We start from the raw sequence: 17,002 nt of genomic DNA on the forward strand, positions 1-17,002 counted from the left end.
CTCTTCTTTAGTGGTTCATTCTTCATCAATTTCTCTGATGGCATCAAGCAAACTTTCAATGTTTCTCTCTGCCGCCTCCATATCTTCAAGCACATCCCTCATACGATATGGCGCACCATTTGTTCCGTGCCCGTTATCGTCAAGCCATAGATAGGCTTCCGAATCCACATCAAAGCCTTCATAGTATTCTTCCATATCAGCCACCAAAGAGTCAAGGCTATCATCCTTCATCCTTGCCGAAAAGGAGAAGTCTTGCCCTGCAGGAGTGTATTTGGAAAACTCAAAAACGACAATGCCTTTCTCTTGGTCGGTGTCAGAACTCACACTCCATCCGTTGCTTTCGGCACATTCAGTTATCTTATCAATGATATTATGCTTGTTCATATTCATATATATAATGGTTATGTCAGCCGTAACGGGGTAGCTACGGCTGACGAATTAGTTGTTATTCGAGGTTGGCAAGAAAGCGTTGCAACCTATTGTCCTTCAACTGGCTCAACTTGGTAGGTTGGAAATTCTCCTGTTGCCGGACTTGCAGCTTGCCGAAGCCTTGTGCCGTATAGTCAAGCTCCACCTCCGAAAGCTCGTTCAGTGAAATGTAGCCGTATTCATCTTCCATCATTCCGATAACGATACCAAAGAGAATGGTGTCCTTTCCATCTGTTTCTCCTTCAAGAATGTACCACCGGATTGAGCCGAGAGCGAATATCGCGCGACAAACTGCTTCTTTTCCTTTGCCATCCTGGGAATAAAGCGGAAAATCTTTTAAGGTTTCCGCTAATTGGGGTGTCATTAACCTGCACATCTCAATCAAATTCTATTTCGTCCTCATAAACATCTATCTCTGCGCCACTGCTGAACTGCACAGTAAAACCTTTTGCAGTCTTGGCTACTATCGTACCACGATGATAACCACGCCATGGGGTTATCAGCTCGCATTGCCGCCCGTATTCCGGAAAATCTTTCTCGTCCATATCAACCAACTTTAGGGTTAGTAAATTCGGGGTCATAGATAAGCTCACACTCAACCAAATGTCCGTATGCCTCGGATGCAAGTTTGGATGCCCACTCGTTCCGTTGGTCATAACATCCTTTTTGATAGTTGTATGCCAACTGGCGCATAAAGCCAAGGAACACCTTGAACATCTGTTGCTGAAGGTAACGGTGCGCTCTGGTCATTTCTCTGCCTGTCTGGTTGGCTGACACCATAACACCATTCGTAAAGTTCGCAAATTGCTTGGCGAACTCTTTGTCTCTCTCGGAGGTCATAGCTCCTGATAATTCTTGATAGTCCATAATCCTTTATATTTTTAAGTCTCAATTCTTTTCCCTTTTGTTTGAAGCCTTTTGGCTTCTTGGTCGGGAGAACCGTTTTTCGTGCGGTAATCCCTGCGGACAACAGGGAGGATTAGGCAAGTGTGAGGTCAGAGAGCGCGACGGAATACCCAAATTTTGGAGGCACGAGAAAATTTGTGGAAGGCTGCCGGAAAGCCCTCCGACTGAAAGCGAAGCGTCACTTGACGTTCCTCCTGTCCGCAGTACCTTTGCACGGGAAAATGGTCCTGACCAAGAAGAGCAAAACGAGCAATCGACAATAGAAAAAGATTTTTCCGTAAGGAACGGAACAGACGTTTTCAGATTAGACTACAAAGAAAAACAGTGATTCTGCTATTGCAAGTGAAACCTGCAACAGAAAAATCACCGACTAATATTCTCAGACTAACAAGTTTTCTAAAAATCCGATGTTGATGTGAAAGCCTTTGAAGTGGAACTTGTGTAGCCTCAAAGGATTTCTCTTTAACATCGGAATGGAGTTATCCACAAATAGCATGAACCTATCGGCTGAACTTACTTGGTGTAGTATACACGGAGGAAGTTAGACGGGATGTAGAACTGATTCATAGTCAGTTCATAAATAAACTATTTGTAACAAAATTATCATTGGCCTATAATTTTATATTCCTGATATTATTGCAATAAGACCAACTGAGATACTTGCCAGTATATAAATCTTCATACATGCAAAGTTATGAATTATCATTCGAATATGACAGCGGAATTTATCTTAACCTCCTTGAAAAACAGCCCCATCCAGACTTTTATAACGAAATGGGGCAATATAAGCAAAGTTCCAGTAAAAACAAAAGGAATTCCGAAAGAATATTTGTATCTTTGCAAATGAATGGTAACTGCATTAAAATGACCTAATAGAGAAAATAAAACGATACATTAAACTCCTTTGCTGTCTTTATAGGCTTGGTCAGCCTTGCAGGGACTGCTAGGAGTTTTTTTTGTTTATTATAGAATATGGCAAAGAAAAAAACAACGGACATAGTAAAGAAAACCATTGAGCAAACGCTATGGGATTCGGCAAATGAGTTGCGAGGTAATCTTGATGCTGCCGAGTATAAAAGTGTGGTGCTTGGACTGGTATTCCTAAAATACATCAACGACTGCTTCAAAGTTAAGCACGATGAACTTGTGGCTGAAGGCGAAGGCTTTGAGGAAGACCCTGACGAATATATTGGCGATAACATATTCTTTGTTCCTGTCGATGCTCGTTGGGAAAAGGTTGTCAATGCCTCTCTTACTGCCGAAATCGGAGTTGTCGTTGATGCGGCAATGGAAGCATTGGAGAAAGAGAACAAGCAACTCAAAGGCATTCTTCCCAAAAACTATGCTCGCCCGGAACTTGATAAACGCCGCTTAGGTAACGTAATTGATATTTTTGAAAACAACCTCCACTTTACAGGTTCGGAAGCTCGTGATGTGCTTGGACGTGTATATGAATATTTCCTTGGAGAATTTGCCCGTGAAGAAGGCAAGAAAGGTGGTGAGTTCTATACTCCTTCATGTGTTGTTCGCACCATAGTCGAAGTTATCCAACCCTACAAAGGAAAAATCTTTGACCCCGCTTGCGGTTCGGGTGGTATGTTTGTGCAGAGTAGTAAGTTTATAGAACGTCATCAAGGTAATATCAATAAAATATCCGTCTATGGTCAGGAACTTAACAGCAATACGTGGAAATTAGCGCAAATGAACCTTGCCATTTGTGGAATTGAAGCAAATTTTGGCGACAGCTTCGGAGATTCTTTTCACGATGACAAACATCCATTTTTGAAAGCGGATTTCGTAATGGCAAATCCACCGTTCAACATTTCCAAATGGGGCGGTGACCAATTACGTGATGACCCACGTTGGCAATATGGCATACCGCCGGAGGGAAACGCCAACTTTGCATGGATGCAACACATGTTATATCACCTGGCAGACAATGGACGCATCGGTTTGGTTCTTGCCAATGGCTCGTTATCCTCACAACAAGGCACAGAAGGGAATATTCGTGAAAACATCGTCAAAGCCGATTTGGTGGAAGGTATTATCGCCATGCCATCCCAACTGTTCTATAATGTGCAGATTCCATGCTGCTTATGGTTCTTAACAAAGAGCAAAGCACAACCGGGCAAGACGCTTTTCATAGATGCTCGTAACATGGGCTATATGAAAGACCGTACACACCGTGAACTCTCTTGTGGGGAAGAAACGGAGGATCATGGCAACGACATAGCACGTATCGCTGATACTTTCGAGCAGTTCCGTGCAGGAACGCTTGAAACCGAAAAGGGATTCTCTGCGATTGCCACGATTGAGGATATAGAGAAACAAGACTTTATCCTCACTCCAGGACGTTACGTTGGAATTGCCGAGGTTGAGGAAGACGGTGAACCTTTCCAAGAAAAGATGGAGCGTCTTACTTCCGAACTTTCTGATTTGTTCGCACAGTCACACACGCTCGAAGACGAAATACGCAAGCAATTGGCAAAGATTGGTTTTACCGTCAAGTGATATGACTTCTACTCTTCGTTAGGTTCACCATATAATAACGAAGAATATGAAAGAAAAATTAATTCAAGAAATCAGCACCGCAATGGCAGAAGTGTTAAGTTTTGAACAAGTAGCTCACCTTAATAGCGTATTGCTTCAAGTCGTAAGCCAATACACTATTACCGAAGATGGCGAGACGCTGCACGAAAATGCAGCGTCTAACGACCGTCTGCTTGACATATTCCTGTCTGCAAAACAAGTGGAGGGTTGCACAACTCCGACAATCAAATACTATGGTTCAACCATTCGGCAGTTATTCAAGAAGATGCCTAAAAAGGTCACCGACTATACTACAGAGGATATCAGAGCCTACCTTGCTGTATTTCAGCGAAAAAACAAATCAAGCAAAGTTACCATTGATAATATTCGTCGGATATTTTCTTCGTTCTTTGCTTGGCTTGAAGAGGAGGACTACATCGTCAAAAGCCCTGTCCGCAGAATACATAAGGTGAAAACAGGAACACAGGTCAAGGAGGTGTTGAGTGATGAGAATATCGAGCAACTCCGTGATAGTTGCACTAAAATCCGTGACCTTGCCATTATCGACTTGTTGGCTTCAACCGGTATGCGTGTTGGTGAATTGGTAAAACTCAATCGTGAAGACATTAACTTCACAGAGCGTGAATGTATCGTATTTGGTAAGGGCAACAAGGAACGTATAGTTTACTTCAATGCTCGCGCAAAGATTCATTTACAACAATACTTGTCTTCTCGCAAAGACCGAAACAAGGCTCTCTTTGTCTCTTTAGCTAAACCGCATAAACGCTTGGAAATTTCGGGCGTGGAAACTCGTTTGCGTAAAATTGGGCGCACTGCAAAGATTGTACGTGTTCATCCTCACAAGTTCCGCCGTACATTGGCAACAATGGCAATTGACAAAGGTATGCCTGTGGAACAAGTGCAACGCTTGCTTGGTCATGTCAAGATTGACACTACCATGCACTATGCAATGGTTAATCAAAACAATGTCAAACTCTCACACCGTAAATTCATAAATTAACATGTGGTATTGTTCGACATATAACAGTAGCTCATCTTTCCTCAAAAATAAACAAGGAAATGATAATTTAGAGCAGCAGGCGCAAGCGTTGTTCAAGTCTTGGTTTATTGAAAATGCCATATATTCAGGGGATAAAATAGCGGATTATTTTATGCCAATTAGAGGTAAAAATCTGCTAACATCAGAAGCTACGGGTGGTAACGTTCCTGTAGTTGCAGGAGGCCTAAATCCTTCAGCTTATCATAATACAGCAAACACAGATGCTCCTGTAATCACAATATCCGCTTCTGGTGCGAATGCTGGTTTCGTAAATCTTTGGGGAATTCCCGTATGGTCTGCTGATTCATCATATATAGATAGTTCCGTAACACCTTATGTGTATTTTTGGTATAATCTATTGAAATATAAGCAAAAGAATATATTTGAGGCACAAACTGGTTCTGCACAACCCCACATTTATCCTAAGCATATTGGAGATATTGAAATTCCAAACTTAGATTTATCTCAAATACAGCTATACAATAATGTCGTTTCAACTTATTACCATAAGATTGATGAGAACAATACAGAAAACTGTCGTTTGGCTACATTAAGAGATACACTTCTCCCAAAACTTATGGCAGGGAATATAAGTCTTGATTATTAATCATTTAGGCAAAACAATATGATTGAAAAGATAATAAATAGGAATATAGGAAAGAGTCAAAAATGTAGGGTGAAATATGGAAACAACTCTGAATTTGATCTTTTGATTGTCAACATCAATGATGGCGAAAGGGTACGCAAGTTCTCAATAGAAGCAAAACATCTTTCCTCTGAGAAAGATTCTATTTATTTCTATCCTGAGACAAAGAACGATGTGGTTACAATAAGATGGAATCATGAGATTGAAAACTACATAAACGAAGTACAATAGGCTACGAACATTTGTAGTCAAACTACTATATTATGTTATGAATGACTTTGAAGAATATATAAGACAAGGTGAGCCTCAAAAAAGAGAAAAAGGCTATGCTTGGCAAACAGCCATCGGATTGCAGGCGGTGGATGCCTTGAAGCCCTCGGAATATCTGATACAAACGGCACGTCAGCATATTGAGGGCGATATAACTATCGAAGAAGCCAAACAGCTTATAGATAGTTATTATCAATCAAAGACCGTTAGAGCAGACATCGAAGACAGAACAGAAGAAGCCGATAAGGTTTCAGCACGTATTGCCGAAATATTATCGGAGAAGACGTTTACATTTTCGCCCGTTGAGTATATCACCATTCATCGCCGCCTGTTCCAAGGCATCTATAAATTTGCAGGAAAGGTCAGGGATTACAATATCACCAAAAAGGAATGGGTGCTGAAAGGCGAAACTGTACTTTATGCCAGTGCCGACAGTATACGTGAAACGCTTGATTTCGATTTCATGCAGGAAAAGAATTTTAGCTATAAGGATTTGAACATCAATGATGCTATCACACACATCGCTAAGTTTATTTCCGGAGTTTGGCAGATTCACGCTTTCGGTGAGGGAAATACCCGTACAACGGCAGTGTTTACAATCAAATACCTGCGCACGTTTGGCTTCGACATCAGCAATGAAGCGTTTGCCAATCACTCTTGGTATTTTCGTAACGCTTTGGTTCGAGCAAATTATAACAACTTGAGCAAAGGTATTTACGCTACCACCGAATATATCGAAGCGTTCTTTAGAAACCTTATTCTTTCCGAGCATAACGAACTAAAGAACCGAGCAATGCTTGTGCAAGAACTTTCTGCCCAAGACATTCAAAGTGCAAACACGATAAAAGAAGTCTCTCCAAAGTGCAATATTTGCACTTTAAATTGCACTTTAGAAGAAATTGCCGTACTGAACTTCTTGCGAGAACAGCCTAAAGCCACGCAAAAAGAAATTGCAGCGCATATAGGCAAATCTGAGAGAACAGTGAAGACCATTACCGTAAATTTGACCGAAAAAGGTATCATAGAGCGCAAAAATGGTAAAAGAAATGGCTTTTGGGAGATTATAACGAATGATTTAAACAGCTAAATTCTCATTTATGGAACAGTGGAAAGAATATCAATTAAAGGATGTAACCACCATTTTAGGTGATGGTTTACATGGAACTCCAGAATATGACGAAAATGGAACTGTGTTTTTCATCAATGGTAATAATCTTGTTGATGGGAAAATTGAGATAAAAGATTCAACAAAGCGTGTTTCAGAAGAAGAAGCTAATAAGTATAGGAAAAATCTAACCCAGCGAACTATATTCGTTTCTATCAATGGAACAATCGGCAATGTTGCAAAATATAAAGGAGAAGCATGTATTTTGGGCAAAAGTGCTTGTTACTTTAATGTGGCTGAAAATTTCGACTTGAATTTTATATATTATGTTGTAGCCTCGCAACAATTTAAAGATGCAATAACACGTTTAGCTACAGGTACTACAATTAAAAATGTATCATTGGAAACAATGAGGAATTATTCATTTATGGCACCAAGCATAAATGAACAAAAACGCATCTCGTCTATCCTTTCTTCTCTCGACTCTAAAATTGAGCTGAACCGCCGGATAAATGATAATTTAGAGCAGCAGGCACAAGCGTTGTTCAAGGCTTGGTTCGTGGAATTTGAACCATTTGGAGGCACAATGCCAAGCAATTGGGAGATTTGCGAAGCTCAAAAATACTTCAATATAAATATAGGGAAAACTCCTCCACGGAATGAAATGCGATGGTTTAGCCAAAAATCAACAGATTGTAAATGGGCCTCTATTTCAGATCTTGGCAAATGTGGACTTTTCATTAACGATACGTCTGAATATCTGACTAAGGATGCGGTAGAAACTTTTAATATAATCGTTGTGCCAAAAGGTACTATCTTGTTAAGTTTCAAACTCACGCTTGGACGAGTTTCAATAACAACTTGTCCACTTACAACAAATGAAGCTATTGCTCGATTCTTGATTAATCACGATTATGAACGAGAGTATTTGTATTTGCTTCTAAAGCAATTCGATTATACGTCTCTGGGTAATACATCATCTATTGCTACTGCTGTTAATTCTAAAATAATAAGAAGTATGCCGATAATGATGCCAACAGTTGATGTTCTACAGCGATTCCATCATATTGTTAGTCCTATTTTTACAAGAATGCGTTTTTTGTCGGATGAAATAATGCAGCTTACAGATACTCGTAACACAGTTCTCCCACAACTGATGTCGGGCGGGCTAAAAATTAACAATTTAAACTGCTAAATTCTCATTTATGGAACAGTGGAAAGAATATAAAATATCTGAAATAATAGAAGAAATCGCAATGGGGCCTTTTGGCTCAAATATCAAAGTCGATAACTTTATTGACTCTGGTATTCCTGTCCTTAATGGCTCAAATTTGCAGGGTATCAAATTAAATGAGGATTCGTTTAACTACGTTTCTGAAGAAAAAGCGGATACTCTTGGTAGAGCTAATGCCTTCAGGGGAGATGTTGTTATTACCCATAGAGGTACATTGGGGCAAATAGTGTATATACCTCTTGATTCGAAGTATGAAAGATATGTTATATCGCAAAGTCAATTTAGATTGAAACTCAATAAGGATATTATAAGACCGGATTTCTTTGTATATTTTTTTCACACACGTTTGGGGCAGCATAGATTGTTGGTGAATGCTTCTCAAGTGGGAGTACCTGCATTAGCAAGGCCAACTTCCACCTTTAAGGAAGTATTTATTCCCGTCCCACCAATGGAAATGCAAAATAAAGTAATGGGCGTACTCCATTCTATCGACTCAAAAATCGAGCTGAACCGCCGTATAAATGATAATTTAATTCCAACCTATTATGCCTAAAACGTTCCATTTTACAGAAGATTCATACGAGCAGTCGATTATCTCCTTGTTCAAGGATATGGGCTATGAATATCATTATGGCCCGGAACTCGAATCCGATACCTGTCGAGAACTCACTGATGCTACCATACCGGGAGCATTACGCAAAGCAATGTTGATTATCAATGGAACAGACAAAACTGGAGCCGTTGACGAAGCTATCCGACAAATCCGTGAACTATTCAGCCAGCCTTTGGTTAGCGCAAACGTGACCCTTACCGACTGGTTACAAAATGGTTTGGACGTTACATTCAAAACCGGGCAAGGAACATTGCGCAGTGACCATATCAAAATAATAGACCCTGTTAATATAGACAACAACTCATTTGTAGTTGCCAATCAATGGACGGTTGTAAACGGTAACTCCACCAAACGTGCTGACATCGTGGTGTTCGTCAATGGTCTGCCTGTCTCAGTCATTGAGTTAAAATCTCCTTCCCGTGAAGTTACCAATTCGGAGGAAGCACACCAACAGTTGCAGAACTATATGCGTATCGTTCCACAACTCTTTACTGCTTGTCAAATGCTTGTGATAAGCGATATGGCTGATACTCGTGTGGGTACTATTACAGCCCCTCTTGACCGATATATGGAGTGGAAAACCACAGATGGAAGTTACGAAAGCACTGCATTTGCTGACTTTGAGACTTTTTTCAATGGCATCTTCACCAAACATCGCTTCATTGATATTATGTCAGATTTCACTCTTACAATGGGAGTGGATAAAAAAGTCCGTATACTTGCAGGCTACCATCAATATTTTGCCGTTAAGAAAGCTCTTGACTGCACAAAACAAGCCTTACAACGTAATGACGGTAAAATTGGTGTATTTTGGCACACACAAGGTTCTGGCAAGAGTCTTTCAATGGTATTCTATGCCCATCAACTTTTGAAAAATCTGCTGAGTGCCACCTTACTTGTATTGACCGACCGCCTCGATTTGAACGACCAACTGCATAACACTTTTGCGGCTTGTAGCGATTACTTACGCCAAACGCCTATAAAGGCTACTGATGGCGAACACTTGTATGAACTGCTTGAAAAGCGTAAAAGTCATGGTATCATCTTTGCCAACATCCAAAAATTCAAAGACCGTGACAAACTGATTACCAATCGTTCTGATGTAATTGTGATTAGTGATGAAGCCCATCGTACACAATCAAACACAAGAACAAAGGTAGATACAGAAACCGGTGAACTAAAACTTGGCTTTGCGGCTATCGTACGTAAACTTTTGCCTCATGCTGCGTTCATCGGTTTTACAGGTACACCTATCGAGCAAGACGATAACGATACAAGAGAAGTATTCGGCAACTATATTGACATCTACGACATGACCCAAGCCGTGGAAGACGGTGCCACTGTTCCTGTCTATTATGAAAGTCGCTTGTTAAAATTGGATTTGGATGCCGATACGCTTAAATTGCTGGATAACGAGTATGAAAAGCTTGCGGAAGAAGGAGCAGAGGAACAGGACATCAAACGCTCCAAGGATGAAAACGCACGTATTCATGCCCTACTCTCAGCACCACAAACTATCGATACCCTGTGTAAAGACATCATAGGTCACTACGAGAACAACCGTGCCGATTTGCTTACGGGCAAGGCTTTGATTGTGGCGATAGACCGTGCTACCGGAATTGATATTTACAAAAAGCTGATAGAACTTCGTCCTCAGTGGAAAGACATTATTTGTGTTGTCATGACACAAGGAAACCAAGATCCAGTGGAATGGAATGACATTATTGGCTCTGGCGCACGAAAAGAGGAACTGGCTCGTCAGTTCAAAGACAACAATTCACCATTGAAAATCGCTATTGTCGTGGATATGTGGCTCACAGGTTTTGATGTACCTTCGCTTGCCACGATGTACGTTTACAAGCCCATGAAGGGGCATAATCTGATGCAGGCTATTGCCAGGGTAAATCGTGTTTTCCCGGAAAAGAGCGGTGGTTTGGTGGTAGATTATATTGGCATAGCCAAGGCTCTTAAAAAAGCCATGCACGACTATACAGGACGTGACAAGAAACGCTTTGGTGACCCGAATATCAAGACTACCGCTTATCAGCAATTTGTTGCTGCACTAAAGCGTTGCCGTGAATGTATGGATGACTACGACTATTCAGCGTTTGCAGACTGTTCCAACTTGCAACGAGCCAATCTTATAAGAGGTGGTGTAAACGTGCTGCTTGACAAGAACAATCTTGTTTCCTCTCAACCTACCACCCAGACTGATGAAAACGGCAACATTATTTTAGTGGACTCCGTTCCTGCCGAAGCACAAAAGGTATTTATGGAAGAAAGCAAACGTCTGGCACAAGCTGCATCGCTTTGTCGTAGCCTGCTGACTCCAGCGGAACGTTATGAAGAAGCATACTTTGAAGCGGTTAGGACATTGCTTTTGCGCCTTACGGGAAACAAAAATATTACTCGAAAAATTATAGACGAGCGTATTACACAGTTGCTCAAAGTGGCTATCAAGGCTGACGGCGTGGTGGAAATACTCAGCACCAAAGGGACTGAATTTTCTCTTTTTGACGAGAATTTTTTGAAAGAGATTGCCGAGATGAAAGAGAAAAATTTTGCGCTCGAACTTCTCAAACGTTTACTTGAAGAACATATCAGGAAACATGCTAAAAAGAGAATGGTAGAAGCCGAAAAGTTTAGTGAAATGCTTGATGCCCGACTTGCCGAATACTTGCGTGGCTTGATTTCCAACGAGGAGGTGATAAAAGAGTTGCTAAAAATGGCGCAGGAGCTGAAAGCGAATGCAGAGCAAGCATCAGAATTGGGACTGACAGAAGAAGAACAAGCATTTTACGATGCTTTGACAAAACCACAAGCCGTAAGGGATTTCTACGAAAACGACCAACTTGTTGCGATGGCAAAGGAACTGACCGAAGCCTTACGCAGTAGCAAAACGATTGACTGGCGGCAGAAAGAGTCGGCTCGTGCCAAGATGCGCTCTATGGTGAAACGATTGCTCAAAAAGTACAAATACCCACCAGAAGAACAAGAAGCTGCACTTGAAACAGTTATTCGTCAGTGTGAACTCTATGCAGATTCAGACGAAGTATAATCAAAATAGAATGGTATGGAAGCTAAAGATAGAGAACAATTATATAACGATTTTCAAAAGGCATTCCCTCTAGAGAAATTGAAGGACATGACTTTGGAGCAATATACAAATTTGAACAGGGAAGATTCATTTTGCTATTGGCTTGAATCAAAGACATCCGAATTAGGGTCAATATGGGGAGGTGCCGCCTATAAATTTGGTATATTCAAGTTCGACAAATTTCCTAAGCAGGATAATGGGAAATATACACATGATGATAACTATTCTTGGAGTAGTCGTTTAGGCAGTACATCAGAAGAGGCATTTAACAATGTCAAGAATGCAATAGTGAAGATAGCTGAACACGCCAGTAATGCACAATGGAACGAAATTGAAAAGATAAACGAGTTGTGGCCTGTAACTACATGGAAGATTGCTTTCTTATATTCCAATATGTCCCTTGTCCCCATTTATAAACGGGATATGTTGGACACATTGGCAAGATATTTTAAGATAAACACCCTTAAAGGGAAAAAGACATCTGACATACAGCAGTTCTTGATGAAGCAAAAAGGAGACAAAAACCTCTTTGTCTTCTATGGGGAACTTCTGAGTATTCTGGAAGCTGAAAATAAAAAGAAAACAGAAACAAAGCAGGAAATCAAATACTGGATTTGCGCACCGGGTGACCGTGCAAGTAAATGGGATTTATGCCAACAAGATAACATCATCAGTATCGGATGGGACGAAATGGGCGATTATCGTCAATACCCATCTCTTGATGATGTAAAGAAACGTATGCAGACAATCTATGATAAGCCTGACGCATCATTTAAGAATGACAGTTTGGCCATTTGGCAATTCTGCAACGAAATGACCCCGGGAGATATAATATATGCCAAAGCCGGACAAAAGAAATTTGTCGGTCGTGGCATTGTGATGTCTGAATATATCTATAACGAAGATTATTCAGACTACATGAATGTCAGAAGGGTTAAATGGACGCATATTGGAGAATGGGAAGCTCCGCATAATACAGTTCAAAAGACCCTGACTGACGTTACTCAATACACCAATTACGTTAGAACCTTGGAGGATATGTTTGAGGGTAAAGAATCCAGACGATATTGGTGGCTTGTGGCCAGTCCCAAAATATGGAGCTTTGACAAAATGAAAGTTGGTGAAGAACAAGATTATACGCTATATAATGATAATGGCAACCAACGACGGATATTTCAAAACTTTCTGGATGCTAAAGAAGGTGATTTGATAATAGGATATGAAGCCACTCCTACAAAGAAAATTGTAGCCTTAGCAGAAGTGTCAAAGGATACGGATGACAAGTATTTCTATTTCAAAAAGACAGAAACATTGCTTTCTGCCATTGATTTCCTATCTATTAAGGAGAATCCTGTTTTTGCGGGGATGGAATTTTTCAAGAATATGAATGGTTCTTTATTCAAACTTTCCACAGATGAATACAAGGAACTGATGGATGTCATTCGGGAACAGAATCCAATTCGTACGGATGTAAAGTCGCAAAAGTATGAAAAAGAGAATTTCTTGTCTGACGTGTTCATGAACGAAGAGGAATACGACAAATTAACTATGCTTCTCAAAATGAAGAAGAATGTAATTCTTCAAGGAGCACCCGGTGTGGGCAAGACTTATTCTGCCAAACGATTGGCTTATGCCCTAATGGGAGAAAAGGATGATTCCCGAATAGAATTTGTCCAGTTTCATCAGAACTACAGTTATGAAGATTTTATCATGGGCTACAAACCAAATGCAGAAGGAGGTTTTGAGTTGCGTAATGGTATTTTCTATAACTTCTGTAAGGTTGCTCAGAACAATCCAGAAAAGCAACATTTCTTTATTATTGATGAGATTAACCGTGGTAATCTGAGTAAAATCTTCGGAGAATTACTGATGCTGATAGAAAGTGATTATCGCGATACAGAAATCAAATTGGCTTATAAGGACGAACTGTTTTCTGTCCCCAAAAATCTATACATCATCGGAATGATGAATACAGCTGATAGGAGTTTGGCTATGATAGACTACGCACTTCGTCGTCGTTTTAGCTTTTTCGAGATGAAACCCGGATTCGATTCTATAGGATTCATAAAGTACCAAAAAGAAGTTATAGGAGATACTTCTTTTGTTAAAGTCATAGATGGGATTAAGAACCTCAACGACACAATAGAAAAAGAGTTCGGAAGAGGATTCTGTATCGGGCACAGTTTTTTCTGTAAGCCTAATACAGAAACATATACCATTGCATGGCTGAAGAATGTGATAGAGTTTGACATTAAACCCATGATTCTTGAATATTGGTTCGACAATGAAAAGAAAGCCCAACAGGAGATTGACAAACTAACTCTTTTACTTCAATGAGTGTGAATAAGAACATATTCATCAAGAATATCTACTATATGTTGGCATACGCTTTCCAAGAGTTGCAACGTAATCAGTATGAAGATATTCAGAGTGAGGATTTCGACGAGATACATCAATTGCTTGCCGAAATTCTCATTCATGGTGTATCGTTTCAGTTAAAAAAAGGTCTGCACAAGGAGTACATTTCTAAAACTGAATCTATAGCATCAGTGAAAGGGAAAATAGATATACCGGGCACTGTGCAGCACCTTATGCAGAGAAAAATGCGTATATCATGCCAGTATGATGAATTGTCAGAAAATTGTCTATTTAACCAAATCATTAAAACAACATGTGAGATACTTTTATCACATCCATCTGTAAAGACTAGCCAGAAATTTACGATTAAACGTCTAATGCTTTTCTTTTCAGAAGTGAATGAAATACCCCCTCTTTCTATTAAGTGGAACTTGTTGCGTTATGATAGAAACAGTAGAACATATCAAATGTTGCATTATATCTGCTTCTTCATTATTGACAATATGATACTGACAAGCCAAGAAGGGAAATTCAAAATGAGTCGCTTTTCTGATGAGCATATGTGCAGATTATATGAAAAGTTTGTCTTAGAGTATTATCGAAAGGAACATCCCGAAACAAAAGCCCGTGCAGCTCAAATCAAATGGAATATTGACGAACAGCTATCAACAACGGATATATTACCCATACTCCAAACAGACATCTATCTTACACTAAAAGATAGAACACTTATAATTGATACGAAGTATTATAGTCAAACTATGCAGGAGCATTTTGATAAGGTAAGTATTCACAGTGCTAACCTTAACCAAATACTTGTCTATGTTTTAAATGAAGATGATAATATGCAGGGGAAAGTAGATGGAATGCTGCTATATGCAAAGACAGATGAAGATATTGTACCTGATGGTCAATTAAAATGGAAGACTGGTAGCACTATATATTTCAGGACACTTGACTTAGGTGTTGATTTTAAGTATATTCGCAAACAACTGGATGATTTTTTAATCACTAAATCATAGTTTTAGATGAAACCAACAATCCATAATGAAGAATAAAATGTCAAGAGCACCCATCTTTACCATCAGCAGGCTCCGTATGGGGACAGACGGACATGGAGTAACCACGCTTGTCGCTTTCATGGGGTGCCCACTCAAATGCAAGTATTGCCTGAATGAGAAATGCCATGAGCCGATATACGAAGATGATGGAAAGACTCTGAGGAATGGTATTATGCTGCTTACTCCAAGTGAGTTGTATGATTTGGTAAAGATTGACAACATCTATTTTCAAGCAACAGACGGAGGCATTTGTTTTGGAGGTGGAGAACCGACATTATATCCAGAGTTTATTGAGGAATTCTGTGACCTTTGTAACGAAAAATGGAAGATTACAATAGAAACTTCGTTGCGCTGTTCCGGTGAAACTATCAGGAAATTAAGCAAGGCAATAGATTACTGGATTGTGGATGTCAAATCTTTAGATTCGGATACATATTCTTCATACACACGTGTATCATCTATGATAGAACAGCATTTGACGATACTGAAACGATGCGTTACGGATAAACAAGCAACGATTAAAGTGCCTATCATTCCCGGATTCAATAACGAAAGTGAAGCAGATAGAACCGCCGAAGACATCAAAAAAAGGTTTAGGTTTACCAATGTAGTTAAGATTAGATATATAACAAAATATTGTTGTCCAACAAAAATTGATTAATGAAATAACTCCAGTTGCAACATAGGTTTACAAAATAATAGAAATATGACATCAAGAAAGAATAGCGATGAACACTATGTCATCGATTTATGCGATGAAGTTCTTGGTTTAAAAGCATCAAGGCAGCAGACTTTTGACTTTCTGCGTGGCGATGGGAATCCCGGAAAGAAACTTCCTGTTGATGCGTATTATCCCCAATTAAAACTCGTTGTAGAATATAAGGAGCGGCAACACACAGAATCGGTGGCTTTCTTCAACAAGAAAACCACTGTGAGTGGTGTATGTCGCGACGAACAGCGACGTATTTATGACCAGCGACGCAGGGACGTTCTGCCCAAGCACGGTATTAAACTGATTGAAATATCATACACTGACTTTAAGTATGACAACCATAAACGCCTCATTCGTAATCGACAAGCAGACATGGCTGAAATACGAAGAATACTTTCAAAGACTCAAAATGAAAATCAAAAAGTTGAACATAAAAATACAGATAAGCAGACAAAAAAAGATGAAAGAAACAATCTAAGGAGTAAAACACCTGTAAAAGATGGAAGACATACTTGGGTTTACTCTGCATATAGTAAGTTTGGCTGCCTGTTTATATTGGCAGTTGTCTTTTGTACACTATTGATTTCATCTTATCTCACTATATCTGTTTTCGATTTTAACGAAGGTTTATCATTAATAATTATGTTTTTCTCTTTATTTGTAGTATCATTCATTTTTCATCACTACACAACAGGGGTGGATGAAAAGTTGGATAAGGAAAAATATAAAAGAAAAGAAGTATCTTCTATTTATAGTAGTACGAACCATAATCCTGTCTGCTGTCCCCAATGTGGAAGTCATACTATAGGTCTGTCAGATAATGGAGGATTCGTCTGTATAGACTGTGGGGTGCAGTGGTATCAAACATATTAACTATCATAGAAGAACTGTTTCGGGATTGTGGAGGGAGTCCGTTCCTTATCCAATTATGCCTCAAAATCATAAATTTTCCACAAAAAAGTTTACCAGACAGCGATAATTA

General features: G+C 39.7%; 17 protein-coding genes. 13 read left to right on the forward strand and 4 right to left on the reverse strand.

The features are described 5' to 3' along the window. Positions 1 to 15: 15 nt before the first annotated feature. From C5S62_RS12550 to C5S62_RS12565, 4 genes are all read right to left on the reverse strand, one after another. The gene (locus tag C5S62_RS12550) at positions 16 to 384 is read right to left on the reverse strand and encodes a hypothetical protein (RefSeq protein WP_044214616.1); all 369 of its coding nucleotides are present in this window, start codon (positions 382 to 384) and stop codon (positions 16 to 18) included. Positions 385 to 445: 61 nt separating this feature from the next. Then, positions 446 to 805, reverse strand: a complete 360-nt coding sequence (locus C5S62_RS12555; protein ID WP_104368674.1) for a hypothetical protein — start codon at positions 803 to 805, stop codon at positions 446 to 448. 1 nt (position 806) lies between these two features. Beyond that, complete coding sequence (locus C5S62_RS12560) at positions 807 to 974, reverse strand: hypothetical protein (RefSeq protein WP_016212970.1); 168 nt, start codon at positions 972 to 974, stop codon at positions 807 to 809. Between the two features lies 1 nt (position 975). Then, positions 976 to 1,296 carry a hypothetical protein gene (locus C5S62_RS12565; RefSeq protein WP_016212969.1) on the reverse strand — a complete coding sequence of 107 codons (321 nt, stop codon included), beginning with the start codon at positions 1,294 to 1,296 and terminating at the stop codon, positions 976 to 978. 37 nt (positions 1,297 to 1,333) lie between these two features. Here C5S62_RS12565 and C5S62_RS13685 point away from each other — a divergent pair, with 37 nt between their 5' ends. The 13 genes from C5S62_RS13685 to C5S62_RS13995 all read left to right on the forward strand — a co-directional run bounded on the left by C5S62_RS13685 (position 1,334) and on the right by C5S62_RS13995 (position 16,893). Then, the gene (locus C5S62_RS13685) at positions 1,334 to 1,663 is read left to right on the forward strand and encodes a hypothetical protein (protein WP_190311595.1); all 330 of its coding nucleotides are present in this window, start codon (positions 1,334 to 1,336) and stop codon (positions 1,661 to 1,663) included. A gap of 644 nt (positions 1,664 to 2,307) precedes the next feature. Further along, positions 2,308 to 3,846 carry a class I SAM-dependent DNA methyltransferase gene (locus C5S62_RS12580; protein WP_016212967.1) on the forward strand — a complete coding sequence of 513 codons (1,539 nt, stop codon included), beginning with the start codon at positions 2,308 to 2,310 and terminating at the stop codon, positions 3,844 to 3,846. Positions 3,847 to 3,892: 46 nt separating this feature from the next. Next, positions 3,893 to 4,885 (forward strand): site-specific tyrosine recombinase/integron integrase, encoded by a 993-nt coding sequence (gene xerA / locus C5S62_RS12585; RefSeq protein WP_016212966.1) that lies wholly within the window; start codon positions 3,893 to 3,895, stop codon positions 4,883 to 4,885. A 1-nt stretch (position 4,886) separates the two neighbouring features. Then, positions 4,887 to 5,531, forward strand: coding sequence for a hypothetical protein (locus tag C5S62_RS12590; RefSeq protein ID WP_223301241.1), 645 nt, complete (start codon positions 4,887 to 4,889; stop codon positions 5,529 to 5,531). Between the two features lie 18 nt (positions 5,532 to 5,549). Further along, positions 5,550 to 5,801 (forward strand): hypothetical protein, encoded by a 252-nt coding sequence (locus tag C5S62_RS12595; RefSeq protein WP_016212963.1) that lies wholly within the window; start codon positions 5,550 to 5,552, stop codon positions 5,799 to 5,801. Between the two features lie 37 nt (positions 5,802 to 5,838). Next, positions 5,839 to 6,927, forward strand: coding sequence for a Fic family protein (locus C5S62_RS12600; RefSeq protein WP_016212962.1), 1,089 nt, complete (start codon positions 5,839 to 5,841; stop codon positions 6,925 to 6,927). A gap of 10 nt (positions 6,928 to 6,937) precedes the next feature. Further along, a complete protein-coding gene (locus tag C5S62_RS12605; RefSeq protein WP_104405709.1) occupies positions 6,938 to 8,140 on the forward strand; it encodes a restriction endonuclease subunit S in 1,203 nt (400 codons plus the stop codon). 10 nt (positions 8,141 to 8,150) lie between these two features. Beyond that, on the forward strand, positions 8,151 to 8,732 hold the full coding sequence (locus C5S62_RS12610) for a restriction endonuclease subunit S (protein ID WP_104405710.1): 582 nt from the start codon (positions 8,151 to 8,153) through the stop codon (positions 8,730 to 8,732). Further along, the gene (locus tag C5S62_RS12615; protein WP_104368788.1) at positions 8,725 to 11,850 is read left to right on the forward strand and encodes a type I restriction endonuclease subunit R; all 3,126 of its coding nucleotides are present in this window, start codon (positions 8,725 to 8,727) and stop codon (positions 11,848 to 11,850) included. The genes C5S62_RS12610 and C5S62_RS12615 overlap by 8 nt, the downstream gene beginning before the upstream one ends. Positions 11,851 to 11,865: 15 nt before the next feature. Next, a complete protein-coding gene (locus C5S62_RS12620) occupies positions 11,866 to 14,226 on the forward strand; it encodes an AAA family ATPase (RefSeq protein WP_190311596.1) in 2,361 nt (786 codons plus the stop codon). Next, a complete protein-coding gene (mcrC, locus tag C5S62_RS12625; protein WP_016212958.1) occupies positions 14,223 to 15,269 on the forward strand; it encodes a 5-methylcytosine-specific restriction endonuclease system specificity protein McrC in 1,047 nt (348 codons plus the stop codon). The genes C5S62_RS12620 and mcrC overlap by 4 nt, the downstream gene beginning before the upstream one ends. A gap of 37 nt (positions 15,270 to 15,306) precedes the next feature. Continuing rightward, positions 15,307 to 15,969 (forward strand): radical SAM protein, encoded by a 663-nt coding sequence (locus tag C5S62_RS12630; RefSeq protein ID WP_016212957.1) that lies wholly within the window; start codon positions 15,307 to 15,309, stop codon positions 15,967 to 15,969. 45 nt (positions 15,970 to 16,014) lie between these two features. Beyond that, a complete protein-coding gene (locus tag C5S62_RS13995; RefSeq protein ID WP_016212956.1) occupies positions 16,015 to 16,893 on the forward strand; it encodes a hypothetical protein in 879 nt (292 codons plus the stop codon). Positions 16,894 to 17,002: the final 109 nt, after the last annotated feature.

The sequence above is a fragment of the Prevotella sp. MGM2 genome, from assembly GCF_002933955.1.
GTDB lineage: Bacteria > Bacteroidota > Bacteroidia > Bacteroidales > Bacteroidaceae > Alloprevotella.